The sequence below is a fragment of the Candidatus Eisenbacteria bacterium genome (genome assembly GCA_035577985.1).
Lineage (GTDB): Bacteria > Desulfobacterota > Binatia > DP-6 > DP-6 > DATJZY01.
Window position 1 is genome coordinate 1 of record DATJZY010000004.1, and the last position, 25,504, is coordinate 25,504.

Here is a 25,504-nt window from a genome sequence, read left to right on the forward strand (position 1 = left end):
GGCGAGGTCGCGGCGAGCACCGAGATCACGAGGAAAGCGCAGAGAGCGCGCATCGGCATGCGACGGGAGAGTGCACGTCGCGTGCCGGAGCTCAGGAGCCGAGCTCGCCGAAGACCGTGCGGGCCATGCCAGCGGCCACGCCCGTTCCCGTCACTTCCAGCGCGCAGTCGGGAGGGTCGGCCAGGAGGCGGAACGAGAGGAACGGCCACTCGTTCGCGAGGCCGCGGATCTCGTCGGCGAGCCGCGCGATCGAGAGCGCGTCGAGGCTGAGGCCGAGGCGCACGCCGTCCGTGATCTCGCTGATCGCGGCGCCGCGGAGAAACTCCCGCAGGCTACGCACCGGTTCGGCCGAAGCCTGCGCGGAGAGGCGCGTCGCGAGACGGCCGGGACGGACGGCCCGCATGTCGACGATCACCGTCACCCCACGGACACTAGCATGGTGCGGGGCGTGCGAAAGTCCGCGCCGCGCGCGGTCAGCCGATCTGGCGGCGACGCTCTTCGGCTTCCTGCGTCGACTTGCACTCGATGCAGAGCGTCGTGACCGGCCGGGCCTTCAGGCGCTCGACGCCGATCGGGCCCCCGCATTCCTCGCACACGCCATAGGTGCCGTCGTCGATGCGCCCGAGCGCTTCGTCGATCTTCGTGAGGAGCTTCCGCTCGCGATCGCGAATGCGGAGCGTGAGATTGCGATTGCCCTCGAGCGAGCCGCGATCGGTGGGGTCCGGGAACGACTCGATCTCGTTCATGCCCTGCAGGGTGCCGACGGCCTCGGACATGAGCTCTTGGCGCCGCTCGTGTAGGAGCTTCTTGAAGGTGGTAAGGTCGCGCTGCCTCATCAAGGGAGTGACGTTTATCACCCGCAATCGGGCCTCGCAACGACTTTCGTGGCCATGAAAATCGTTTTTCTCGACACGTTTTCCGGCATCAGCGGCGACATGACGGTCGGTGCGCTGCTCGACCTCGGGCTGCCGCTGGACGCCGTGCGGGATGCCGTCGCATCGCTCAAGCTGCAGGGGATCGATTTGTCGGCCGAACGCACGCAGCGCTCCGGCATCGCCGGGACCAAGTTCCACGTCCGCGTGAACGGCGAGCATCCGGACGACCCGCGCGCGCGCCGTCATCACGCGGGCCACGCGCACCGGCCGTACCGTGCGATACGCGATCTGCTGGCGGCGAGCGCGCTCGCGCCCGCGGTGCGCGATCGCGCGCTCGCGATCTTCGCGCGTCTTGCGGAAGCCGAGGGTCGCGTGCACGGCGTCGCGACCGAGGACGTCGCGTTCCACGAGGTCGGCGCGCTCGACGCGATCGTCGACGTCGTGGGCGCCGCGCTCGGCTTCGCGTGGCTCGGCGCCGACGCCATCTACCATGGGCCGCTGCCGCTCGGGTCCGGCTTCGTCGAGACCGCGCACGGACGGCTCCCCGTTCCGGGGCCGGCGGTCTCGGAGCTGGTGCGCGGCCGTCGCGTGCGCTCGGGCGACGGCACCGCGGAGCTCGTGACGCCGACGGGCGCGGCCATCGTGGCGGCGCTCGCGCGCACGGACGACGCACCCGAGCTGCGGGTCGACCGTGTCGGCTATGGAGCCGGGGATCGCATCCTGCCCGATCGGCCGAACCTCCTGCGCATCGTCGTGGGCGAGCCGCTCGGCGGCACCGGGCGCGACGAGGTCGTCGTGCTCGAAGCCACGATCGACGATCTCTCGCCGCAGCTCTACGAGCACGTGATCGAGCGGCTGCTCGCCGCCGGCGCACGCGACGCATTTCTCCTGCCGGTGGTGATGAAGAAGAGCCGTCCGGGGACCATGCTGCGCGTGATCGCGGCACCCGAGGATCGCGACAAGCTGGCGGCGATCGTGTTCGCCGAGACGTCGACCATCGGGCTCCGCTGGGCCACCTGGTCCCGCCTCGTGCTGCCGCGCGAAGAGCGGCGCGTGGACACGCCATGGGGCGCCGTGCGCGTGAAGGTCGCGACCGCGCCCGACGGGACGACCAACGTGGCGCCCGAGTACGAGGACTGCAAGCGCCTCGCCGCCGCGCACGGCGTACCACTGAAGACGGTCATGCAGACCGCGCTCGCCGCCGCGCTGCGGTAGGCGCCGACCCAAGACTGCGTCTTGGGTCGGGCCCGAGCGTGGAGCGTCCGTGGTACGCGCGACCGGTATGCCGCGGCCAGCGAAGCTGGCGCGGCAGGCGAGGCACGCGCGAAACGCAAAGGGCCGCGCCTGTCGGGCGAAAAGTTGACGTTGGGCGTCGCCGACACCCGCGACGGCTTTGCCGGCCGCACCATGCCTCCCCCCGCGCGTCCCCGATCTGCCGCGCCAGCTCTGCTGGCCGCGGCATACCGGTCGCGCGTGTACGGACGCTCCACACTCGGCCCCGCCCCAAGACGCAGTCTTGGGGCGGCGATCTTAGCGCGCGATCGCCGCGGCCATCGCGAGGATCAGCGCGCCGAGCGTCGTCGAGTTCAGCATCGCCGAGAGCTGGTGCAGGCGCCCGAAGCGGGGATCGTCGCCGTCGAGCTCGCGCAGCCGGGGGAGCAGCGCCTGGCTGCCGACCACCGTGCACACGAGCGCGATCGAGGTCGGGATCGCGAGGCGCAGGATCTCCTCGCGCGGCAGGCTCTCCTTGCCGGCGAGGATCGTGCCGAGCGCGAGGAAGCCGCACACGATGCCGAGCGCGTAGTGACGCGGGAAGAGCGGGCGCAGGAGCCGTCGCGCGTCGCGCGGATCGAAGGTCCCGTGCGCCGTCGGCGTGACGATGTAGGTGAGGCTCACGACGGCGCCGAGCCACGTCCCGATCGCGAGCGCGAAGACCAGCCGCAGCATGGCGCGAGCTTGGCACATCGGTCGCCGTCGCGCTAAGGACGCGACCCATGCTTTCTCCCCTCGACGACTATCCCATCCACCAGATCGCGGAAGTCATGCGCCACGTCGGCACCAGCGATCGGAACTTCTACGATCGCTACTACTTCAACATGCACGCCTGCTCGGACGAGCTGTTCCTCGTGACCGGCATGGGGCAGTACCCGAACCTCGGCGTGCAGGACGCGTTCGTCGTCGTCACGCGCAAGGGCGTGCATCGCGTGGTCCGCGCCTCGCGCGAGATGGGCCCGAACCGCATGGACACGACGGTCGGGCCGTTCCGGATCGAAGTGCAGGAAGGGCTCCGGCGCGTGCGCGTCGTGGTCGAGCCGAACGAGCACGAGGTCGCGATGGACGTGACGTTCGTGGGGCACGTCCCCGCCTACCAGGAGCCGCGGCACTTCAACCGCCAGTACGAGCGCGTGATCTTCGACACGATGCGCTTCGCGCAGACCGGCTGCTGGTCGGGGACACTCGAGGTCGGCGGCGAGAAGATCACCGTCACGCCCGATCGGTGGTGGGGCACCCGCGATCGCTCGTGGGGCGTGCGGCCCGTCGGCGAGCAGGAGCCGGCCGGCATCCGCATGAACACGCCGGTGGTTGGCGGCCTATGGAGCTATGCGCCGATGCAGTTCGAGGACTACGCGATCCTCTACATCTGCCAGGAGAACGCGGACGGCTCGCGCGTGCTCGAAGAAGCCGTGCGCATCTGGGTGGATCCGGCGAAGAAGCCCGATCTCCTCGGGCGGCCGGAGTTCACGTTCGAGCTCGTTTCGGGGACGCGGCTCGTGCGCCGCGCGACGCTGCACCTGCACGAGCCCGACGGGCGGTCGCTCGACGTCGCCGTCGAGCCGCTCCTGCCGTGCTGGGTCGGCGTCGGCACCGGGTACGGCTTCGACGCCGACTGGCGCCACGGCATGTACCAGGGGCCGCTCGTCGTGCAGGGCCTGCGCCTCGACGAGAGCAATCCGGACGAGAAGGCGAAGCTCTGGGGCCTCGTCGACAACGTCGCGCGCTTCACGACGCCAGGCGGCGACGTGGGCTACGGCCTCTTTGAGTACCTCATGTACGGCGCCTACGAGCGCTTCGGCTGGAAGGACTTCGGCGACGTCGCGCCCTAGCTAGACCGGGAGCGTGAGCATAAACGCCCCCTCCTCGGGACGCGCGCAGTGCGGGACCACGCCGAGGCACGCGAGGCCGGTCAGGGCGGTGATGCTCTCGACGTTCGCCGTGGCGGAGTCGTCGGTCTGCGGCGTCGGGTGCGAGAGCACGAAGCCCAGCACGGCCAACCCTGCGGCATCGGCGACCCGCGCCGTGAGCGCCGTGTGGTTGATCGTGCCGAGACGGTTCGCGGCGACGATGATGATCGGCAGGCGCAGGCGGCCGGCGAGGTCGAGATACGTCGTCTGCTTCACGATCGGCACGAGGAGACCACCCGCTCCTTCGACGAGCAGCACCTCGACCTCGCTCGCGCGCCGGCGCACGAGCGCGACCAGGCGATCGACGTCGACCGCCGTGCCCTCCCGCGCGGCCGCCACGGACGGCGCGAGCGGCGCGCGGAACCGGTAGGGGCACACGTCGTCGAGCGGCGCGGGATCGCCCGCCGCGGCCTTCAGGCGCAGCGCGTCCTCGGGCTCGCCCTCGACGCCGGTCTCGACCGGCTTCACGACGCCGACGCGGGTCCCGCGCGCGCGTAGCGCATGCGCGAGCGCGCACGCGACGAACGTCTTGCCGACGCCGGTGTCGGTCCCGGTGATGAATAGCGCGCTCACGGCGCTTCGGTCACCTCGCGGATCGCGTCGCGCGCGACGTCGACTAGGAGGTCCAGCTCGTCCTCGGTGATCGCGAGCGGCGGCATCAGCACGAGGACGTTGCCGAGCGGGCGCAGGATGACGCCGCGGCGGCGGGCCGCCGCGATCACGCGCTGCCCGACGCGTGCGGCCGGCGCGTAGGGACGCCGTCCGTCACGACTCGCGACCAGCTCGATGCCCACCATGAACCCCTGCTGCCGCACGTCGCCGACGTGGGCAAGCGGCGCGACGTCGCTCGCGAGACGGGCCTCCAGGCGGGCGACCTTCGGGCCGAGGCGCTCGAGCGTGCGCTCCTCCTCGAACACGCGCAGGTTCGCGAGCGCGACGGCGCAGGCGAGCGCATTTCCCGTGTAGGTGTGGCCGTGGAAGAAGGCGCGGAACTCCTCGTAGGGCCCGAGGAAGGTCTGGAAGATCTCTTCGCTCGCAAGCGTCGCGGCGAGCGGCAGGTAGCCGCCGGTGAGGCCCTTCGCGACGCACATGAGGTCGGGCGTCACGGCGGCGTGCTCGCACGCGAACATTCGTCCAGTGCGCCCGAAGCCGGTCGCGACCTCGTCCGCGATGAGGAGCGTGCCGTGGCGGGTTGCGAGCGCGCGGAGGCGGCGGAGGTACTCCGGCGCGTGGACCCACATGCCCGCCGCACCCTGAACGAGCGGCTCCACGATGATCGCCGCGAGCGTCGGGCCGTGCTCCGCGAGAACGCGCTCCGCATCGGCGATCGCGAGCGCGAGCGCACGCGCGGCATCGTGGCCCTGCTGCCAGCGGAAGACGTGGGGCGGCGTCAGCCGCACGGCCGGCACGACGGCGTCGGCGACGAAGCGATGGAACGCGTCCGAGTAGCCGACGCCCACGGCGCCGAGCGTGTCGCCGTGATACGCTTCCACGAGCGACGCGAAGCGCGTCCGCAGCGTGTCGCCGCGGAGCTGGTGGTACTGAAGGGCCATGCGGAGCGCGACCTCGACCGCGGTGGCGCCGGCGTCGGAGTAGAAGACGCGCGTGAGCCCGCGCGGCAGGATCTTCGCGAGCGCGTGCGCGAGCTCGATCGACGGTACGCTTCCCAGCCCGAGCAGCGTGGTGTGCGCCACGCGATCCACCTGATCGCGCAGGGCGGCGTCGAGCGTCGGGTGGCGATGGCCGTGCACGTTGCACCACAACGACGACACGCCGTCGAGGTACCGGCGGCCGTCGGTGTCGATCAGCGTGCGGCCCTCGGCCCTGGCCACGACGAGCGGCTCGTCGGCGAGCCAGTCGCGCATCTGCGTGAAGGGATGCCAGAGGTGCTCGTGGTCCCAGCGGACGAGGGTGGTGGTGTCGGTCACGGCCGTACTCCCGTCTCGCGCGCCGCCGTCGCGAAGGCGTCGAGCGCGCGGTCGAGCTGCATGCGCGTATGGGTCGCGATCGGCGTCACGCGCAGGCGCGCCGATCCGGGCGGCACCGTCGGCGGACGGATCGGGTGCACGAGGACGCCACACCGGCGGAGCGCGGCGGCGAAGGCCATCGTCCGCTCGACGTCGCCGAGCACGACGGGAAGGATGTGCGTGTCGCCACCGACGGGGAGGCCCAGCGCCGCGAGACCGCGTCGGAGATGGGCCGCGTTGTCCGCGAGCGCACGGCGTCGCGCGGGCTCCGCGACGACCACGTCGAGCGCGGCGCCGGCCGCCGCCACGGCGGCCGGCGGGAGCCCGGTCGTATAGATGAAGCTGCGGGCGCGGTTCACGAGCACGTCGACGAGCGCGCGCGAGCCGGCGACGTACGCCCCGGCGCTGCCGAGTGCCTTTCCAAGGGTGCCCATCTGCACTGGGACGCGCGCGGAGAGCCCGAGCTGCTCGGTCAGGCCAGCGCCCCGCGCGCCGAGGACACCGGTTGCGTGGGCCTCGTCCACCATGAGGACGCTGTGATACTGCTCCGCCACTGCGACCAGGTCCGGAAGTGGAGTCTGGTCGCCATCCATGGAAAAGACCGAATCCGTGACGACGAGCCGCCGGCCGGCCGCCTGGGTCCGTGCGAGCTCCGTCTCGAGGGCGCGAACGTCGCAATGGGGATAGATGTGGACGGTGGCTCGCGACAGGCGGCAGCCGTCGATGATGCTGGCGTGGTTGAGCTCGTCGCTGAAGACGTGGTCGCCCGGACCGACCAGGGCGGTGATCGTCCCGACGTTCGCCTGGTAGCCGGACTGGAAGATGAGGGCGGCCTCGGTCCCCTTCAGCTTCGCGAGCTTGGCCTCGACCTCGGCGTGCAGATCCAGGTGTCCGGCGATGAGGCGCGAGGACCCCGAGCCGCAGCCGTACCGGTCGACCGCCGCCGCCGAGGCCGCCTTGAGGCGCGGATCGCCGGCGAGCCCCAGGTAGTTGTTCGAGGAGAGGAGGACGAAGGACCGCCCCTCGAGCTGCACCTCGGCGTCCGATCCCGATTCGAGCGCCAGCAGATGGCGGCGCAAGCCATTGGATTCTATGCGATCGAGCTGGCCCCGAAGTTCGGCCTCGAACCATTCGGCGGCGGGCACCGTGGGGTCATGCCGTCTCGCTTCCGCCTTGTCAACGCGCGAGAGGAATAGAAGTTTACCAATGGCCAAGGCGGCGAGGACTGCCTACGTCTGCCAGCAGTGCGGGCACGCCGCGCCGCGCTGGCTCGGCCAGTGTCCGGGGTGCGAAGCCTGGGGATCGCTCGTCGAGGAGATCCTTCCGGAGGCTCGGGGCAGGGGAAGCCAGGCGGGGGCGGTCGAAGGTGGACGCCCCCAGACGCTGTCGACCGTCGTCGCGAGCGAGACGGCGCGACGCTCGACCGGGATCGGTGAGCTCGACCGCGTGCTCGGGGGTGGCCTCGTCCAGGGATCGATCGTCCTGCTCGGGGGCGACCCCGGCATCGGCAAGTCGACGCTGGCGTTGCAGGCCTGCGGGTCGCTCGCGGGACGCGGCCTGCCGGTCCTGTACGTCGCGGGTGAGGAATCGCCCGAGCAGATCCGGCTGCGCGCGGACCGGCTCGGGCTCGGCGCCGCCGAGATCCTGATCCTGCCGGAGACGGCGACCGAAGCCGTCCTGGCGGAGATCGAGCGCGCGCGGCCGTGCGCCGTCGTCGTCGATTCCATCCAGACCCTCCACACGAGCGCGCTCGGATCGGCGCCGGGTAGTGTCGGGCAGGTGCGCGAGTCGGCGTCGCAGCTCGTCACGCGCTGCAAGGCGACGCAGACGGCGTGCTTTCTCATCGGCCACGTGACGAAGGAGGGCTCGCTCGCCGGGCCGCGCGTGCTCGAGCACCTGGTCGACACGGTGCTCTACTTCGAGGGCGACGGCGCGCACGCGCTCCGCGTCCTGCGCGCCGTCAAGAACCGCTTCGGATCGACGAACGAGGTCGGTGTGTTCGAGATGGGCGAACGCGGTCTCGCGGAGGTCGCGAACCCGTCGGCGGCGTTCCTCGCCGAGCGTCCGTCCGGCGCGCCGGGCTCCGCCGTGCTGGCGACGCTCGAGGGGAGCCGTCCGGTGCTGGTGGAAATCCAGGCGCTCGTCTCGCGGTCGGCGCTGGCGATGCCGCGGCGCACGGCCATCGGGCTCGATCCGGGGCGGGTGGCGCTGCTCCTCGCCGTGCTCGAGAAGCGCTGTCGCGTCCGGCTCTACGATCAGGACGTGTTCCTGAACGTCGCCGGCGGCCTGCGCGTCGACGAGCCGGCGGCCGATCTCGCCGTGGTCGCCGCGGTCGCGTCGAGCGCCAGCGGCAAGGCGTTGCCGAACGACGTCGTCCTGTGGGGCGAGGTCGGTCTCACGGGCGAGGTGCGCTCGGTGGCACGCGCCGACGCCCGCCTGCGCGAAGCGGGACGCCTCGGCTTCGAGCGCTGCATCCTGCCGGCGGGGAACCTGCGCGGTCTTCCGACCGAGGGCGCTCGCCCGCACGGGATCGCGAGCCTGGGCGATCTGTTCGAGGCCCTGGAGATTCGATGACCACCGCCGCGCTCCTCGTCGTCAACGGCCTTCTCGCCGTCGGCTTCTTCTGGCTGCTGCGGCGGCCGAGCCTGCTCGGGTTCACCAAGGGCGGCAAGTGGTACCTCACGTGGCTGTCGATCGGCGTCATCACGCTCATGGACGAGCTCACGTCGGTCTTCTACGCACCGGCCGAGGCGCACCGCTTCATCGGCGCGCAGGCGATTTTCTTCATCGCGTTCACCTCGCTCCTCATGCGGTTCCTGTCGAGCCGCATGGTCGAGATCGCGCACATCCTGGAGCTGAACGGCGTGCGGGGCGGCGGGGTCTACTCGTTCTCCTACTTCGTGCTCGGGCCGACCGTCTCGTTCGTCGCCGTCGCGTCGATCATGGTCGACTACATCCTGACGGCGTGCATCTCGACCGTCAGCGCCGTCATCAACGGTACCTTCTTCGTCGACCTCACGCCGGGGACCGAGTACGCGCTCATCCTCGTCATCATCTGGAGCGTCGCGCTCCTCAACATCATGGGCATCCGCGAGAACGCGCGCGTGACGTTCGGCATCTTCATCGCGGCGGCATTCGTGTTCGTGAACCTGATCCTGCTGGGTGTCTTGCACATGCCTCCCACGAGCCCGCACACCATGTTGGAGAGCGCGACCAGCGTGGTCCGGGAGGTCCGCGCCGGCGGGGCGGTGAACTTCGTCGAGGTGATGACGATCGGTGTGGCGAGCTGCGTGCTCGCCTATTCGGGCATCGAGTCGGTGATCCAGACGGCGGGTCTCGTGGAGAGCTGGCGCGACATCCGTCGCGCGTACGTCTTCCTTGCGCTCACGGTCGGGCTCGTGACGCCGATCGTGTCGGCGCTCGCGCTCTCGCAGCCTATCGACTTCCACGCGCACGAAGGCGATCTGATCCCGCACCTGGCGACGCTCGTCAGCACGGAGTGGTTCGGCGCAGTGGTCGGGCTCTTCGGCAGCGTCATCCTCGTAATGGCCGTCAACACCGCCTACGTCGCATCGAGCGAGCTGCTCGAGCGGGTGGGGCACCGCTACCGCTTCGACTGGCTGCTCGCGACGAACCGCCGCGCGTCGCTCTACCGCGTCCACCTCGTGAACGCAGTGATGTACACGTCGATCATCCTGCTGACGCACGGCTCGCAGGCGATCCTCGCCGAGATGTACGCGGTGGGGCTGCTCGCGAGCTTCTGCATCAACATCGGCTGCCTCCTGATCTACCGCTGGTTCCAGGGCACGAAGGAGATCCGCGCCTACCACACGTCGCGCGTGGGAACGCTGCTGCTCGAGGTGGTGCTCGTCTGCTGCTTCATCTACCTCGCCGCCCACAAGCCGAACGGGACCGGGTTGTGGGCGGGGGTCGTCGCGGTGATCCTCGCCGCCGGCGTGCCGTTCTCGCGCCGCTACGGCCCCGAGCTCCAGGAGAAGCGCCGCAGCGACTACCCGATGGAGATGCTGCTCGCGCTCGGCGAGACCGACGGGCCGCTGCACGTGTGGTTCCGGCGTCCCGGCGAGACACAGCTCACCCCCGACGCGGGCGGGTCGGCCTTCATCACCTTCTTCTCGCCGCGCACGCCCATTCCCCCGCGCGCCGCACCGAACCACTACCGCTTCCCCATCCAGGGCGGCAGCGTCTTCGCCAGCATCCGCTCGATCCTGGCGCTCCTCGAGGAGGAGTTCGGTGGCCGCGACGTCACCGTCCACTTCGGGTGGCCGACGTCGTCGTGGCTCGATCGCATGGCGACCGGCGTGTTCGTGGCGAACCTGCTGCGGCTGCCGGTACGCTATCCGCAGCTCCAGTTCGCGATCGAGCACGCGGCGCGCCCACGTGTCGAGGCGGAGCAGGCGGGCGAGAGTGCGGCCGACGAGGCGGCCGCCTCAGCGCACGTCGCGGGTCGCTAGTTTCGACTCGACGCGCCCGACGAAGTCGGCGGCGCGCGCGGCGACGGCGTCTCGTTCCTGGTCCTCGGTGATGATGTGCGCGCTCGACTCGAAGACCTGCGTCTCGAGCCAGGGTGTGCGCAGGCGGCGCCGCAGGAGCTCGAGATTCCCCACCGGGGCGGTGTGATCGTGACGGCCGTGCATCGCGAGCGTCGGTTGGGTGATGCGATGGAGGTGACGGCGGACGACGGCGCGCAGCCGGAAGAGCTCCAGCAGCGCTGGCAGGGGCATCGTCTCGTAGGCGTGCGAGCGGGCGCGCGCCTCCGGGTCGAGGATGTCCCGTCCCCCGGTGCGCTTGGGCAGGACGGCGTAGCGCTGCCTGACACCGGGAAGCCACGCGAGCCAGCGCAGCGTCGGCACGCGCCGATCCGCGAAGGCGAGCGGGATCGCGCACAGGACGAGCGCGTCCACCTGGGCGCGGTGGGTCGCCGCGATCTCTGCGGCGAGGAGCGCTCCGAGCGAGACGCCGGCGAGCGCCACGCGCCCGCTCTCGCTCGCCTGGACGTCGACGGCGCGCTCGACGGTCGCGATCCACTCCGCGCGGCCCACGCGCGCGAGGTCGTCGATGCTCGTCCCGTGGCCCGGAAGACGGACCGCCCGGCACGGAAAACCGCGCGCTGCGAGCCCGTCGCCGAGCGGGCGCACTTCCTCCGGCGTTGCCGTGAAGCCGTGAACGAGGACGCACCCGAAGCGCCGGGTGCCGGGCCACACGAGCCCGTCCGCCGCGTCAACCGCGGTCGAGGGCGTCGGACTGCACCCGGAGCGCGCCGTCCTTCACCGCGCGCTCCTTCAAGTAGCTCATGAAGCTCGTCATCGCCGTCTGACGGCGCTGGGCGAGGACGCTCTCGCGAAGCCCCGCCTTGGCCGCTTCGAATCCCGACATGTCGGCGGGCGTGCGGCTCTTGAGGACGATCACCACCGCGTCGCCGCCGGGCGTGTACACCTTCGGCGCGAGCGGCGATTCCGGCGTGAGCGCGAAGGCGTCGGTGCGGAGATCCGGGATGGGTCCGAGCTTCGGCACCGCTCCGACGCGACGCTCGAAGGGGCCGGTCTCGTCGAGCTTGACGCCGGCCTCGGCGGCGGCCTTCTCGAGGCCCACCTCCTTGGCGCGGGCGAGCAGCGTCTCGGCCTTTTGCTTGGCGAGCTTCTCCGCAGCCGTCTTCTTCGCGTCGACTTCGACCTTGGCCCGGATCTCGGCGAGCGGCGGCACCGTCGGCTCCTTGCGGTCGAACGGCGCCAGCACGTAGATCGCGTCGTCCGTCTCGATGAGGTCGCTCACCTCGCCGTCGCCGAGCGCGAGGGCCGCATCGACGAACGCCTTGACGCGTCCGACGCCGGGCACGTCGCCGCCGGCCGAGAACGGCGGCGTCTCTTCGACCTTTCGCGATCCGACGGCTTCCTGCAGCGACTTGCCGCGCACGACGGCGCGCCGGTCGGCGTCGGCCTGCTTGCGCGCGAGGTCGAGGCTCCGCTCGCCCGTGAGCTCGGCGACGAGCTGATCGTGCACCGCCTCGTACGGCTTCACGCCGCCGGGTTTTCGCTCCTCGAGCTTGATGATGTGGTAGCCGAACGGGGTCTCGACGACCTCGCTCACCTTGCCGGGTTCGAGCGCGAAGGCGGCCGCCTCGAACGCCGGCACCATGCGCCCGCGCGAGAAGAAGCCGAGATCGCCGCCCTTGGTCGCGGAGCCCGCGTCCTCGGACTTCTGCGTGGCGAGGGTCGCGAAGTCGGCCCCGCCCTGGATCTGTTTCAGGAGATCCTCCGCCTCGGCGCGCCGCTGCGCCTTCACGTCCTCGGCGGCATCGGGCGCCGTCTTGAGCAGGATGTGGCGGGCCCGGATCTGCTCGACGTCGGTGAAGCGGTCGGCGACGTGGTCGTCGTAGGCGGCGCGCACCTGCTCCTCGGTGGGCTTCGCCATCTCGGCAAACTCGCCTCGCCGGTACACGACGTAGCGCGCGCGCGTCGTCGTGGGCGTGCGATAGCGATCCTCGTGGGCCTTGAGCTCGGCTTCCAGGTCCGCGTCGCTCACGACGGCGCTGGCGACGAGGTCGGCGGCGACGATCCGGGCGAAGGCCAGGTTCGCCTGCTCGCGATCGAGCTTGTAGCGCTCCTCGATCTCCGCGTCGGTGACCTGGACGCCGTCGGTGATGAGGCTGCGCAGGCGCTGGTCGCGCAGATCGCGCCGGATGGAGTCTTCGAATTCCCCGCGATCGCGCTGGTCGCGCAGGATGCGCTCGAGGAGGTCGCGGCTGAAGCGTCCGTTCTCCTGCAGCTCGGGGATCCGCGTGATCGCCGTCACGACCTCGCTGTCCGTGATCTCGAGCCCCAGGCGATTGACCTCGTGCTGCACGAGGGCCGCCTCGATGAGGTTGTCGAGCGCCTGGCCGCGGAGGTCCGGCATCTGCGGGAGGCTGACGCCTTTCAGCATCTGCTCGTAGCGGCGCTGGAGGAGGGCCGCTTCGCGGTCGACCTCGCGGCGCGTGATGCGCGTGCCGCGCACGTCGGCGACGGCGTCGACCGTCGCGCCGAACGACCCTACGCCCCACCAGACGAACGTGACGGCGAGCAGCGTGTAGAGAATCTTGATGGGCGTGGAGCTGTGAAAGCGCCGGAGTTGGTTCAGCACGGGTGCGTCGGCGACGCTAACCCGTCCCCTGTGGGTTTGCAAACCAAGATGCCCGCCGGACGTCGCGTTTCATTGCTGCCGCCTGGGCTTTCTGATACCTCGTCCCGCACATCCGATGATTCTCGACACGATCTTGGGGCTGTTCTCGAACGATCTCGCGATCGATCTCGGAACGGCGAACACCCTGGTGTACGTGAAGGGCGAGGGCATCGTATGCAACGAGCCCTCGGTCGTCGCCGTCCAGAAGGATGCGAAGGGCGGCCGGCGCGTGCTCTCGGTCGGCGCGGAAGCGAAGCGCATGCTGGGCCGCACGCCGGGCAACATCACCGCGATCCGGCCCCTCAAGGACGGCGTCATCGCGGATTTCGAGATCACCGAGGCGATGCTGCGGTACTTCATCCAGAAGATCCACAACCGCAAGCGCCTGGTGCGGCCGCGCATCATCATCTGCGTGCCGTTCGGCGTCACCGAGGTCGAGAAGCGCGCCGTGCGCGAGTCGGCGGAGTCGGCGGGCGCGCGCGAGGTCTACCTCGTCGAGGAGCCCATGGCCGCGGCGATCGGCGCGGGGCTCCCCATCACCGAGCCGGCCGGCAACATGATCGTCGACATCGGCGGCGGCACGACCGAGGTCGCGGTGATCTCGCTCGCGGGCATCGTGTTCTCGCGATCGGTGCGTGTCGGCGGCGACAAGATGGACGAGGCCATCGTCCAGTACATCAAGCGCAAGTACAATCTGCTGGTCGGCGAACGGACAGCGGAGCTCATCAAGATCACGATCGGATCCGCCTATCCGGGCAACGAGATCCAGACCATGGAGATCAAGGGCCGCGACCTCGTGGCGGGCGTGCCGAAGACCGTCGACATCTCCGACGAAGAGATCCGCGACTCGCTCCTCGAGCCGATCAACCAGATCGTCGAGGCGGTCCGCATCGCGCTCGAGCGGACCCCGCCGGAGCTCGCATCGGACATCGTCGACAAGGGGATCGTGCTCGCGGGCGGCGGCGCGCTCCTGCGCAACCTCGACGTCCTCCTGCGTGAGGAGACCGGACTGCCGGTCGTGCTCGCCGACGATCCGTTGACGGCGGTCGTCATGGGCGCCGGCAAGGTGCTCGATGAACTCAGCCTGCTCAGGGACATCGCGATTCAGTGAGCTGGGGCGCCCCCGCGGGGCGTAATGCTCGAGTTCTTCCGCCGCAACCGCGTGCTGCTCGCCTCGCTCGTGTGCGGCGGCCTCGCGGCCGTGTTGGTCGCATCGACGGCGACGGGACGCGGCCGCACCGATCGCTTCGGTCGGCTGCTCCTCGACGTGATGGCGCCGTTCCAACGCGTCGGTGCCGTCGCGCAGCGCGCGCTCGCCGAGGTGTGGCAGGACACGGCGGCCATCTTCCGCCGGCGCAGCGAGATCGACACGCTCCGCGCCCGCGTCCGCGATCTGCAGACGCAGGCGGTGCGCCTCGAGGAGACGCGGCAGGAGAACGTCCGCCTGCGCGATCTTCTCGCCTTTCGCGACCGGCTCGCGGGCGACGTGATCACCGCGACGGTGATCGGGCGCGACGCCACCGGCCTCGCGCGGACGCTCACGATCGATCGCGGCGAGCGCGACGGCGTGAAGAAGGGCGCGGCCGTGCTGGCGCCCGGCGGCGTCGTCGGGCAGGTCTTCCTCGTGGGTGCCGGCGCGGCGCGGGTGCTCCTCATCACCGACCACAACAGCGGCATCGACGCCATCGTCCAGCGCACCCGGGCGCGCGGCATCGTCGAGGGGACGGTGAGCGAGGGCTGCGGTCTCAAGTTCGTGAAGCGCACGGAGGACCTCCAGACCGGCGATCTCGTCGTCACCTCCGGCGTCGACGGCATCTTTCCGCGTGGCCTCCCGGTCGGACAGATCGGCGCGGTGGACAAGCGCGGCCAGGGTCTCTTCCAGTACGCCACCGTCCGGCCGTTCGTCGACTTCGATCGTCTCGAGGAGGTCCTCGTCACGCGCGGGCCGGTCGAAGCCATCGTCGGCGACCTGCCCATGAGCACGCCGCTCCAGTGACGCCATGCGGGTGACGCTGATGATCGCCGTCGCGGCGGTGCTCGCGATGCTGGTCCAGACGACGGTCGGCGAGCTCGTTACGGGCCTCACCGAGGTGGTCCCGAACTTCGTGCTCGTGCTCGCCGTGTATCTCGGGCTGCGCTACCACGGCGTCGGCGGCGTCGTGGGGGCGTTTCTCCTCGGCTATTTCCTCGATACGTTTTCGGGGACCGTGCTCGGCGTTCATGCCGCCGCGTGCACGGCGGCGTATGTGGTCGCCTACCTCATCTCCCGCACGCTCTGGACCGAAGATGGCCTGCCCGCCATGATCGTCGTCTTCCTGGCGTCGCTCGTCTACATGCTGGTCGCGCACGCGGTCGTCGTCCTGGTCGATCGGGCGTGGCCGGGCTGGCCCGTCGTCATCCGGCGAGGGCTCGTCCAGGCCGTGCTCGCCGCGCTCGCTACTCCGTGGGTCTTCGGCGTGCTTCACTGGGAGCGCCGGCTCCTGCGGCTGGCGTGAGATGATCCAGCTCGGCGGCGAGTTCCACGTGGCGCCTCGGGAGGTTCCCTCCGAGCTGTCGTCCCGCATCGGCGTGACCGCGGGCATGGTGCTCATCGTGTTCACGCTCATCGTCGCCCGCCTGTGGTTCCTGCAGGTCGTGAAGGGGCCGGAGATGCGGGACCTCTCCGAGCACAACCGCACGCGCCTGGTCCGCGTGCCGTCGGCGCGCGGCGTCGTCTACGACCGCAACGGGACGATCCTCGTCGACAACCGGCCGTCGTTCGACGTCGTGTTCGTTCCCGAGGACGCGCCCGACCACAAGACGACGCTGCGCACGCTGGCGCAGCAGCTCGGCGAGACCGAGACGCAGATCCACGAGCGCCTGCGCGCGCCGTCGAAGCGGCCGCCCTACGCCGGCATCGTCGTGCATCGCGACCTCGACTGGAACGGCGTCGTGGCGCTCGAGACCCATCAGCTCGAGCTGCCGGGCGTGTCGCTGCAGGTCGTGCCGCGCCGCTACTATCCGTTCGAGTCCATGGCCTCGCACCTGCTGGGTTACGTGGGCGAGGTGAGCGAGAAGGAGCTCGCGGGGCTCGCGGACGCGACGCTGCGGCCCGGCGACGTCGTCGGGAAGGCGAGCCTCGAGAAGGCCTTCGATGCCGAGCTGCGCGGGGTGCCCGGCGAGCAGCAGGTCGAGGTCGACGCGCTCGGCCGGCGCGTGCGCGTGCTGGAGGAGACACCGGACGTTTCCGGTGACACGTTGACCCTCACGATCGATCGTGACCTGCAGAGCGTCGCCGAGCAGGCCCTCGGCGATCGCAACGGCGCGCTCGTCGCGCTCGACCCGCGCAACGGCGAGGTGCTCGCGATGGTCTCCCACCCGGGCTACGATCCGAACGTCTTCGCGCGCGGCGTGCGTCGGGGCGAGTGGCGCGCGCTGCTGCAGGATCCGCTGCGGCCGCTCAACAACCGGGCCGTGCAGGGACAGTTCGCACCCGGCTCGACGTTCAAGGTGGCGGTGGCCGCGGGCGCGCTCGAAGCCGGCGTCGCGACGACCGGCTCGAGCGTCAGCTGCCACGGCGGGACGCAGTTCGGGAACCACTTCTTCCGCTGCTGGCGCAAGGGCGGGCACGGCACGGTCAGCCTCCACGAGGCGATCGTGCAGTCGTGTGACGTCTTCTTCTACCAGTACGGCGCCCGTCTGACGGTCGACGGGATCGCGAAATACACGCGGAGCCTCGGCCTGGGCGTGCTCACGGGCATCCAGCTCGACCACGAGAAGGCCGGGACCATCCCCGACTCGGAATGGAAGCGGCGGCGCTTTCAGCAGCCGTGGTATCCCGGCGAGACGCTGTCGGTCGCGATCGGGCAGGGCTACGTCACGGTCACGCCGCTGCAGATGGCGAACCTCGCGGCCACGATAGCGAATGGAGGCACGCGTTACCGGCCCCACTACGTGAAGCGCATCGACGCGCCCGACGGCAGCGTGCGGCGCGTGATCGAGCCGGAAGTCATGGGGCACGCGGAGGTCTCGCAGAAGAACCTCGAGATCGTCCGCGAGGCGATGCGCGACGTCGTGATGTCCGACCGGGGCACGGGAAAGAAGTCGCGCCTTCCCGGCGTGACCGTCGCCGGCAAGACCGGCACGGCCCAGGTCGTGACGATGGGTGAACGCTCGCGCTCGAACAAGGGCGCGCTGGCGACGCGCGATCACGCGTGGTTCATCGCTTTTGCACCGTACGAGGCGCCGGAGATTGCCGTCGCGTGCATCGTCGAGAACGCCGGCGGCGGCGGTGGCGCAATCGCCGCGCCGACGGTGCGCCAGGTGCTGGCCCACTATTTCGACCGCGGGGCGCCGCCCGAGCCGGCCGCGCTCCCCGAGCCGGCGAGCGGAGTGCGAGAGGACTGATGCGGCTCTACGTCGACCGCCGACTCATCACGCACTTCGAGTGGCTGCTGCCCCTGTTCGCGATCGCGGTCTGCGGGCTCGGGATCGCGACCGTCTACAGCGCGACGCACGCGCCGAGCATGGACGGGCCGTCCCCGCTCGCCGTCCGCCAGGCCATGTGGTTCGCGGGTGGCTTCGCGGGGATGCTGCTCGTGCTGTCGTTCGACTACCGGCGGCTCGATCGCTACGCGTACGTCGTCTACGGCGCGGCCGTCGTGGCGCTCATCTTGGTGCCGCTGATCGGCCGGGCCGCCGGCGGATCGCGGCGCTGGATCGCGCTCGGCCCGGTGTCGATCCAGCCCTCGGAGTTCATGAAGCCCGCGCTCGTGATCGTGCTCGCCCACTACTTCGCGCGCACGGCCGCGGTGCGGCTGACGTTGCGCGAGATGATCCTGCCGGCGCTGCTCACGATCCCGCCCGTGATCCTGATCCTGGTGCAGCCCGACCTCGGCTCGGCGGCCATGCTCGGATTCGTGCTGATCTCGATGCTGGTCCTGGGCGGGATTCGCCTGCGCTGGTTCGCGCTGCTCGCGCTCCCCGTGATCGTGGCGTCACCGATCCTGGGGCCGGCGCTCTGGAACCATTTGAAGACCTACCAGCAGCAGCGGATCCTCACCTTCATCAACCCCGAGCTCGATCCGCAGGGCGCGGGCTATCACATCATCCAGTCGAAGATCGCGGTCGGCTCGGGAATGGTGTGGGGCCGCGGCTTCCTGCGCGGGACCCAGAACCACCTGAACTTCCTCCCCGAGCAGCACACCGACTTCATCTTCTCCGTCTTCTCGGAGGAGTTCGGCTTCGTGGGCGCGGTGGCGCTCATGGCGCTCTATCTGGGTCTTCTGCTCCGCGGGCTCGTGATCGCGCTGCGCGCCCGCGATCGGTTCGGGGTGCTGCTCGTGCTCGGCGTGATGGCGATCGTGTTCTGGCAGGTGGTCGTCAACGTCGGGATGACGACGGGCCTGCTCCCGGTCGTCGGGATCCCGCTGCCATTCTTCAGCTACGGCGGATCGTCCCTGTTCGGGATGCTCGTCGGGATCGGGCTCGTGATGAACGTCTCGATGCGCCGCCACCTCTTCTGAGGGACCGGCCGCCGGGACGTTACACGACGACGGACGTGATGGCGCGGACGAGCTGGGCCTTCGGCACGGCGCCGACGATCTGCTCCTTCACCTGACCGCCCTTGAACAGGATCAGGTTCGGGATGCCGCGCACGCCGTACTTCTGCGGGGTGCGCGGGTTGTCGTCGACGTTCATCTTGACGACCTTGACCTTCCCCGCGTACTCGCGCGCGAGCTCCTCGACGACCGGGCCGATCGCCCGACAGGGTGCGCACCACGGTGCCCAGAAGTCGATCAGGACCGGTGTGGCGCTCTGCAGGACTTCGGCGTCGAAGGTGTCGTCGGAGACGGCGTTCACATCAGCCATGGGTCGAAACGTAGCAGAGGGGTTTCGTCGAGGGAAGGCGCCCGCTAATACGGATGGCATGCTGACGTTGGCGGAGGCCACCCGGCTCTTCGACGCGCGCCGCGCCGCATGGCTGCGCGAGGACCTCGGCGCCTACCTCGCGCTCTGGGCGGACGACATGGTGTTCGAGGCCCCGTCGCATCCCGAGCCCCTGCGCGGCCGCGAGGCATTCGCCGAGCTGGTGCACCGCTCGAACGAGATCACGCGCCCCCTGCGCTTCAACGTCCTGCACCTCGCGATCGCGGGCGAGGACGTCGTGCTCGCCGAGTGGGTCATCACCGTCGAGCACCGCCAGAGCGCGAAGACGATCACGTGGCGCGGCATGAGCCGCTGCACGATGCGCGGCGGCCTCATCTCGCACTGGCGGGAGTACTGGAACCCGGCCGACCTCGCGGGGGCAGGGTCGCTCGCCGTCCAGCGCTAGGGAGCGGAGCGCGCTTCGGTCGCGGCGTGGAGCGCGGGGCGGGCAGCGAGGGCTCCGCTTGGTTCGCCGCGCGGCGCGTGCGCGCCAGCGAACGTCGCGAAGACGGAACGCCGCGCGGCTCGTCTCCGCGCTCCGACGCTCCGGTAGCGCGGCATCAGAACTCAGCCCGCCTCGTCCTCGTCGTCGGCCGTCTCTTCGGCGCCGGCGTCCTCGTCGTCGTCCCACGGACGGGGCTGAGGACCGGGGACGATGCCGGCGATGTCCGGATCCTCGCCCGGCGCGACGGGCGGGCGCTCCTTCTCGAGCGCGCGGCGCTCGGCCTTCTTGCGCTCCTTCTCGGCGCGCTTTTCGAGCCGTGCCCGCTCCTTCTGCCGTTTCGTGCCGCCGGGTCCTCGCATCGAGAAGCGAATCTACCCTGCGCCGGCCTCGAAGGCCACTCCCGGCGTCGCGGCGGCTATGGCGTCTTCCCCTTGAAGACCTTGCCGTCGGCCTCGGTGACCGTGACGATGGCGGCCGAGAAGCACGACGCGTTGCTGCTCACGAGCTGGGCCGTGGCGCTGCGATCGCCCGTCAAGGGGACGGCGACACCCGTCGGCAGCGCGTGCTGGCCCTTCGTCGCGTCGTTCTTTCCCTTGATGATGATCTTGCCCTTCCGGACGTCGCCCCCCTGCGCGACGATCTGCTGAATCCCGTCGGCCCCCGCCAGCTTGTCGCTGTACTTGATGCCCTTGCCGAGGATCGCCTTCCAGCACGGCTTGGTGCCGCAGATGGCTCCGGGGCGGTTCACGCGCATGGTGGCGACGAGGGCGTTCGACTGGTCGTAGAGGCACACCGCGTACGTGGTGATGCCGCTCACCGGGTTGCCGAACTGCGGCGGCGTCACGGTCGAGAGGATCTGATTGATCGTGATCTTCAGCTTCTCCTTGCCGAGGGCCTTCTCGTTCACGAGCAGCGATCCCTTGGCGGAGCCGATGCAACCGGGAAGTGGGGCGGCCGTACATCCGAGCACGATGGTCGTGGTGGTGGTCGACGTCGACGTGGTGGTCGACGTGCTCGTGGTCGTCGGGCGGCTCGTGCTCGTCGACGTGCTCGTGGTCGTCGACGTCGATGTCGAGGTGGTCGTCGACGTGGACGTGGACGTCGTGCTCGTCGAGGTGGTGGTCGACGTGCTCGTGGTCGTCGGGCGGCTCGTGCTGGTCGAGGACGTCGAGGTCGTCGTGGGCACCGGGGACGTCGTCGTACTGGTCGTCGTCGTGGTGGTGGTCGTCGTCGTGGTCGGACACGAGACGCCGCAGCACTGCAGTTGCGGATCCTGGACCGTCGCCGCGGGCGGCGTGATGACCGACCCCGTCAGCACCGGGGCCGTCGTCCGCCAGCTGAGGTCGTTCGCGCCCGTGGCGGTGAGGTGCCCTGCGACCGTCAGACCGGTGCTCGCCTCCAGCAGGTTGCTGCCCGCCGGATCGCCGCCGGGCCCCTGGCAGGTGAGCCGGCCCGCCGACGTGACGTTGATCTGGCACGCTTCGATCTCGATCGTTCCGCCCAGCGCGTCGGGGTGGTTCACGGGATCGACCGGCACGATCGAGTGCAGGTTGCCGCTGACGGTCACGAGGGCGTTCGAGAACACCGTGATGTCGCCCCCGAAGTTGTCGGCGTTGAGGTCGATCTCGTTCGAGAGCGTGACGTTGCCAACCGCGCTGTAGGACATCTCGTCGCCCTGCCCGAAGCCGATCGCGTGACCGAACAGGGGACCGCTCTGCGTGATGAAGCCGCCGGCATCGACGTCGAGCGTGCCGCTGCTGCCGTCGGGCGATGCGCCGTTCAGCTCCACACGCCCGCCGATCGTGATGTTGCGGTTCGCGCTGAACAGGAGGTCGCCCCCGCTGCCGCCGTCCTCGTCGTCGCCGGAGCCGTTGGCGAGGATGTTGCCGGTGAGCGCGATGTCGCGGCCCGCGGTGAGGCTGACGAACCCGCCGTCCCCGGCGCCCGACGCCTGCAGATCGAGGACGCCCTGCGCCGTGGTCGTGATGTCGGTGCCCGCGGTGAGGTCCACCTCGCAGCTCCCGCAGTCGCCGCCCTTGGGCACGAGGTTCGTCGAGATCGAGATCGAGCCGAGGGTCGCCTCGATCGAGATCGAGCCGCCGCCTCCTTGCGCGTTCCCGAACGACTTGATGCCCTCGCTCGGGTCGCCGCCGATGCTAACGTTGCCCGTGGTGCTGGTGATCGTGACCGGGCCGCCGAAGCCGAGCAGGTTGGTCGCATTCGCCACGAGCGAGCCGTTGGAGGTGACGTTGCCGACCGCGTGCAGGACGATGCCACCCCCGCCGAAGTTGCCGCTGACGTCGATGCGGGAGCGCGTGTTGCCCTGCGCCTGGAGGTCGATCGTGCCGGTGGCGTCGAAGTTGACCGTGAGGTTGCCGTCGGTGCCGGGAGTGACGAAGCGCGCGCCCGGCTGCAGCGTGACGTTGTTCGCGAGCACCTTGAACTCGCCCGCGCCGGTGATCGTGATCGTGCGGTTCTGCACCACCAGGGAGCGCGGGCGGATGTCGTAGACGCCCGCCGCGATGGTGGACGTGGCGGCGATCGTGCAGGGATCCGCGGACGGGCTCTGGCAAGGCAGCAGTGCCGCCGACGCCGTCGCGCTCGCCCCGAAAGCGAGCAGCACCGTCATGAAGGCCCGCCAGCCCGCCTTTCGCATACCCCCGCCTACGCCGCCCATATGACCCCCGTCAACAACGGAAAAAATGGTGTCGCTAATTGATGGACAGGAGAATCGACCCCTCGAACGTCCCGCTCGCGCTGTCGATCTCGACCCGGCACGCGCCCGAGGCGCCCGTGGGTACCGTGAACATGAGCTCGCTCGTCGTCTGACCGACGATCGTCGCCGGCTGACCACACACGCGTACCGCGCTCACGTTGGAGAGGTCGCAGCCGGCGACCAGCGTGATCGCGTCCCCGACGTGCGCCAGCCGGGGCGTGACGTCGTTGAAGCACGCACACGCGCCGCCGCAGCACCGCCCGTGGTTGTTCGAGTCGGCGCTCACGGTGTCGCCGACGAAGTGTCCGGTGAGCTGGTTCGCGTGGCCGAGCTTCAGGCTCGACGCGGGCGCGCAGATGTCGGCCGCGATGCTCGCATGCCGTCCGAAGCTGACGCTGCCTTTGCCCTTCAGGAGCACCCGCAGATCGCCGCACGCTTCCGCGACCGTCGCGCCGTTGTTGGCCTTGAAGAAGCCACCGCCCGACACCAGCACCGTCGAATCGTGCGCCGTCACGACGACGTTGCGGCCGATGCGCACACCGCACGACACGTAGGTTCCGGAGGTGAGGTTCAGCTTGGCTGCGTTCTGGACCACGATGTAGCCGTAGGTGCCCGGCGGCAGATCGCAGGCGCCGTTTCCGGGCGTCGCGTCGGGCGCGCAGTCGGCGCCCGGCTGGGCGAGCACGGGCTTCGCCGCGTCGCAGTCCGGGAACGGATCCGGGAAGCCACATGCCGTCTCGAGCGCCGCCGTGTTCGGCTGACACTGCGCATCGCAGGTCCCGGGGATGATGGGCGGCGTGAAGGGTTGCGGTGGCGCCGGCAAGGTCACGTTGTCGAGCGCGCCGCCACCGTTGCGGAAGACTTGCGCGGCGACGGCACCGGGCTTCCGGAAGAACATCAGGTCCGACGCCGCCTGGCTTCCCTCGACGAAGGTCACGGCGCCGAGCGCCATCACGCCGCAGCTCGAGTTCTTGCCCGGAGACGCGCAGTTGACGCCGACGTTGCACGGGCTGTCGAGCGACAGGTTCTTCACCGACGCCTTGCGCTGGGCGAGCAGGAAGTACGAGGACAGTGTACGCCGGAGCGGCTGCGCGTCGGCCGCCGACGCGCCGACGAGCGCGGCGAGCACGACCACGATGCAGGCGCGCAGAGCCATTCGCATCTCAGTTCACCGCCAACGTCGCGGTCGGGTGGAAGGTCCCCGACACGCTCTTCACCTGGACGGCGCAGGCACCGGTCGCGCCCGCCGGGACCGTGACGTGGACCTCGGTCGCGGTCTTCGCCGTGATGGGCGCGACGATCCCGCAGATGCGCACCTCGGTCACACCGGCGAGCGAGCAGCCGCCGCGTAGCGTGACGTCGGTGCCGACCGAGGCGACCACGGGCGAGAAGGAATCGATGCACGCGCAGTCGTCGGCCGGTGCGCAGCAGCGCCCGCGGTTGTTCGAGTCCGCGTTCACCTCGTCCGCGTAGAACTGCCCGGTGAGGTCGTTGTCGTGCCCGAGCATCAGCACGCGCTGCGGCGCGCAGAAGAACCCCGTGATCGCCGAGTTGCGCCCGAAGCCGATGGCCCCGGGCCCGTTGGCGAGCACGGTGAAGTCGCCGCATTGCTGGCCGAGGCTCGAGTCGTTGTTCACCAGGAAGTCGCCCGACGTGTAGATCGTGGTCGGGTCGTTCGTGATCGTGTTCGTGCTCTTGCCGACGTCGACCTTGCAGAAGACGTAGGCACCGCCGGCGAACGTGACCTTGCCCTGGTTCTGCACGACGAGGTCGCCGTACGTGCCGGGGCCGAGGTCGCAGCGGCCGTTGCCCGGCACCGCGTCCGTGGCGCCCGTGCAGTCGGCGTTGCCGAGCACCGTGATCGGCTTCGACGGATCGCACGCGGGGAACGGTGTGGGGAACGCGCACGCGGTGGCGAGATCGCCGGGATCCGTCGCGCACGTGCCGCCGACGGTGCGACAGCTCGGTACGCCGTCGCCGTCGCGATCGCCGATGATCGGGAGCGGCGTCAGCACATCGGTGCCGAGGCGCACGGTGACGTTCTGGGGCGAGTCGATCTCGTTCGAGAAGAGCTGCCACACGCTCGCACCGGCCTTCGTGAACTTCGCGTTGTCGCCGGCGATCTGCGAGTTGTCGGCGTAGAAGGCGTCTTCCTGGGAGAGTACGCCGCAATCGCTGTTGCTCGACGGCTTGGCGCAATCGACGCCGATGTTGCAGGCGCCGAGCAGCGTGTAGTTCTTCAGGTTGACCGAGCGCGACCCGAAGATGTGGAACGCGCCGAGATTCCGGTCGAGGGGCGGGTTCTGGGCGACGGCCGAGGTCGCGGCCAGTAACAGGGTGAGCCCGACGGTCGCGCGGACTGTGGCGAGCCCCTTCATGTGTTGAAGCCGTTTCCCCCGTGGTCTGGCGCCCGAGAGCGCCGGAAAACGAAACGGACGCTACCACGGGTTCTGCGCCGGGTGTCAATGCGACGAAGGTATCAGGCGCGTCGCGCACGCGAGCAATGTCTCACGCGCGGCGCGTCGTTCGGCGCGCCATGTCGGCGACCCCTTTCGCGGGCCCGGCAGCCAGTGCTGACTCGCCGACATCGCTCCGGAGCGGCGGGAGCGGCGCGGCGATCGTCGCCGGGCGCCGTGACAGGCATGAACGCGCCAGCCAAAATTGGTGGGAGCGACGTCGGGAGTGCCGAGGAGGGGAATCGAACCCCGAGGGTTCAGCGATAAGCAAGGGGAAATCTCTTCAGCAAGCAGGCTGGAATCGGCGTGGACGGCCATGAATCGTGGTCAGCGGCCACAATCGAAGGAGGCCATCTTCGACGCCAAGACTGAAGGTCGCGCGACATCGGTGTGCCGGCGGAAGGCTGCTCATCGTTCGCTTCTCTGGGCTCGGGAGCGCGACGAGGATGCGATCGTGGCGCTCAGGGGACTACCGGAAGGATCGTACGCATGCCTGGGTCGGTGAGCGAGTCTGCGGCGGCGGGTCCAGGGGACGGACGTCAGACTCTCTCGTGTGGAGAGACGCCTGACCCTCGACGAGCGTCTCCAGTGAAGCCTGCGTTTCACCGCAAGCCGGAGGCAAGGAGTTGGAATGTGGACGCAGCAGAGGCGGGACAACTGGAGCCGGGGACGGCCAAGACCAGCGTGCCACCTCCCGGCAGTGGCTCAAGAGCAGAGACTTCGTCCGTACGTCCGTTTGAGTTGACCGCACGCCGGCGGCGCTTCGTCGAGGAGTACCTC

Annotated in this window: 23 protein-coding genes; 10 read left to right on the forward strand and 13 right to left on the reverse strand. The window is 70.1% G+C overall.

Translation table 11 applies throughout. From position 1 onward, the window contains the following. Positions 1-91 precede the first annotated feature (91 nt). A complete protein-coding gene (locus VMS22_00235) occupies positions 92-421 on the reverse strand; it encodes a hypothetical protein (GenBank protein ID HXJ32437.1) in 330 nt (109 codons plus the stop codon). 52 nt (positions 422-473) lie between these two features. Continuing rightward, entirely contained in the window at positions 474-836 is a 363-nt protein-coding gene (dksA, locus tag VMS22_00240; GenBank protein ID HXJ32438.1) for an RNA polymerase-binding protein DksA, read from the reverse strand. A gap of 54 nt (positions 837-890) precedes the next feature. On the opposite strand from dksA, the gene larC reads away from it, so the two are divergent. Beyond that, positions 891-2,090: a nickel pincer cofactor biosynthesis protein LarC gene (gene larC / locus VMS22_00245; protein HXJ32439.1), complete on the forward strand. Its 1,200-nt coding sequence runs from the start codon at positions 891-893 to the stop codon at positions 2,088-2,090. Positions 2,091-2,405: 315 nt separating this feature from the next. Here the strand turns inward: larC and VMS22_00250 are convergent, their stop codons facing one another. After that, positions 2,406-2,822, reverse strand: a complete 417-nt coding sequence (locus tag VMS22_00250) for a DUF4149 domain-containing protein (GenBank protein HXJ32440.1) — start codon at positions 2,820-2,822, stop codon at positions 2,406-2,408. Positions 2,823-2,869: 47 nt separating this feature from the next. Here VMS22_00250 and VMS22_00255 point away from each other — a divergent pair, with 47 nt between their 5' ends. Continuing rightward, positions 2,870-3,979 (forward strand): hypothetical protein, encoded by a 1,110-nt coding sequence (locus VMS22_00255; protein ID HXJ32441.1) that lies wholly within the window; start codon positions 2,870-2,872, stop codon positions 3,977-3,979. Here the strand turns inward: VMS22_00255 and bioD are convergent, their stop codons facing one another. The 3 genes from bioD to bioF are packed head-to-tail and all read right to left on the reverse strand — an operon-like array spanning position 3,980 to position 7,103. Beyond that, a complete protein-coding gene (bioD, locus tag VMS22_00260; GenBank protein HXJ32442.1) occupies positions 3,980-4,630 on the reverse strand; it encodes a dethiobiotin synthase in 651 nt (216 codons plus the stop codon). Next, positions 4,627-5,985, reverse strand: a complete 1,359-nt coding sequence (gene bioA, locus VMS22_00265) for an adenosylmethionine--8-amino-7-oxononanoate transaminase (protein ID HXJ32443.1) — start codon at positions 5,983-5,985, stop codon at positions 4,627-4,629. Before bioA ends, bioD begins: the two co-directional genes overlap by 4 nt. Next, positions 5,982-7,103 (reverse strand): 8-amino-7-oxononanoate synthase, encoded by a 1,122-nt coding sequence (bioF, locus tag VMS22_00270; protein ID HXJ32444.1) that lies wholly within the window; start codon positions 7,101-7,103, stop codon positions 5,982-5,984. Before bioF ends, bioA begins: the two co-directional genes overlap by 4 nt. A 127-nt stretch (positions 7,104-7,230) precedes the next feature. Between bioF and radA the strand changes: the two genes are divergently transcribed. Together radA and VMS22_00280 are read left to right on the forward strand one after the other, a co-directional pair. After that, positions 7,231-8,598, forward strand: a complete 1,368-nt coding sequence (radA, locus tag VMS22_00275; protein ID HXJ32445.1) for a DNA repair protein RadA — start codon at positions 7,231-7,233, stop codon at positions 8,596-8,598. Next, positions 8,595-10,496 (forward strand): APC family permease, encoded by a 1,902-nt coding sequence (locus VMS22_00280; GenBank protein ID HXJ32446.1) that lies wholly within the window; start codon positions 8,595-8,597, stop codon positions 10,494-10,496. The genes radA and VMS22_00280 overlap by 4 nt, the downstream gene beginning before the upstream one ends. On the opposite strand, the gene VMS22_00285 is transcribed toward VMS22_00280, so the two are convergent. Beyond that, complete coding sequence (locus VMS22_00285) at positions 10,473-11,246, reverse strand: alpha/beta fold hydrolase (protein HXJ32447.1); 774 nt, start codon at positions 11,244-11,246, stop codon at positions 10,473-10,475. The two genes, VMS22_00280 and VMS22_00285, sit on opposite strands and share 24 nt — an antisense overlap. Before the next feature lie 16 nt (positions 11,247-11,262). Then, entirely contained in the window at positions 11,263-13,161 is a 1,899-nt protein-coding gene (locus VMS22_00290; protein HXJ32448.1) for a peptidylprolyl isomerase, read from the reverse strand. Positions 13,162-13,276: 115 nt separating this feature from the next. Between VMS22_00290 and VMS22_00295 the strand changes: the two genes are divergently transcribed. From VMS22_00295 to rodA, 5 genes are read left to right on the forward strand one after another with little or no spacing between them, the layout of a single operon-like run. Continuing rightward, positions 13,277-14,311, forward strand: a complete 1,035-nt coding sequence (locus tag VMS22_00295) for a rod shape-determining protein (protein ID HXJ32449.1) — start codon at positions 13,277-13,279, stop codon at positions 14,309-14,311. A gap of 24 nt (positions 14,312-14,335) precedes the next feature. After that, positions 14,336-15,196 (forward strand): rod shape-determining protein MreC, encoded by an 861-nt coding sequence (gene mreC / locus VMS22_00300; GenBank protein ID HXJ32450.1) that lies wholly within the window; start codon positions 14,336-14,338, stop codon positions 15,194-15,196. Positions 15,197-15,200: 4 nt separating this feature from the next. Then, positions 15,201-15,695, forward strand: a complete 495-nt coding sequence (gene mreD / locus VMS22_00305) for a rod shape-determining protein MreD (GenBank protein HXJ32451.1) — start codon at positions 15,201-15,203, stop codon at positions 15,693-15,695. A 1-nt stretch (position 15,696) separates the two neighbouring features. Continuing rightward, positions 15,697-17,586, forward strand: coding sequence for a penicillin-binding protein 2 (gene mrdA, locus VMS22_00310; protein ID HXJ32452.1), 1,890 nt, complete (start codon positions 15,697-15,699; stop codon positions 17,584-17,586). Then, positions 17,586-18,704: a rod shape-determining protein RodA gene (rodA, locus tag VMS22_00315; protein HXJ32453.1), complete on the forward strand. Its 1,119-nt coding sequence runs from the start codon at positions 17,586-17,588 to the stop codon at positions 18,702-18,704. Before mrdA ends, rodA begins: the two co-directional genes overlap by 1 nt. Before the next feature lie 19 nt (positions 18,705-18,723). On the opposite strand, the gene trxA is transcribed toward rodA, so the two are convergent. Beyond that, positions 18,724-19,050 carry a thioredoxin gene (gene trxA, locus VMS22_00320; GenBank protein HXJ32454.1) on the reverse strand — a complete coding sequence of 109 codons (327 nt, stop codon included), beginning with the start codon at positions 19,048-19,050 and terminating at the stop codon, positions 18,724-18,726. A gap of 58 nt (positions 19,051-19,108) precedes the next feature. On the opposite strand from trxA, the gene VMS22_00325 reads away from it, so the two are divergent. Continuing rightward, complete coding sequence (locus VMS22_00325) at positions 19,109-19,513, forward strand: nuclear transport factor 2 family protein (GenBank protein HXJ32455.1); 405 nt, start codon at positions 19,109-19,111, stop codon at positions 19,511-19,513. 161 nt (positions 19,514-19,674) lie between these two features. Here the strand turns inward: VMS22_00325 and VMS22_00330 are convergent, their stop codons facing one another. The 4 genes from VMS22_00330 to VMS22_00345 are packed head-to-tail and all read right to left on the reverse strand — an operon-like array spanning position 19,675 to position 24,646. Beyond that, entirely contained in the window at positions 19,675-19,911 is a 237-nt protein-coding gene (locus VMS22_00330) for a hypothetical protein (GenBank protein ID HXJ32456.1), read from the reverse strand. Positions 19,912-19,967: 56 nt separating this feature from the next. After that, a complete protein-coding gene (locus tag VMS22_00335; GenBank protein ID HXJ32457.1) occupies positions 19,968-22,208 on the reverse strand; it encodes a hypothetical protein in 2,241 nt (746 codons plus the stop codon). Between the two features lie 55 nt (positions 22,209-22,263). Next, on the reverse strand, positions 22,264-23,430 hold the full coding sequence (locus tag VMS22_00340; protein ID HXJ32458.1) for a hypothetical protein: 1,167 nt from the start codon (positions 23,428-23,430) through the stop codon (positions 22,264-22,266). A 1-nt stretch (position 23,431) separates the two neighbouring features. Continuing rightward, on the reverse strand, positions 23,432-24,646 hold the full coding sequence (locus VMS22_00345) for a hypothetical protein (GenBank protein ID HXJ32459.1): 1,215 nt from the start codon (positions 24,644-24,646) through the stop codon (positions 23,432-23,434). Positions 24,647-25,504 lie beyond the last annotated feature (858 nt).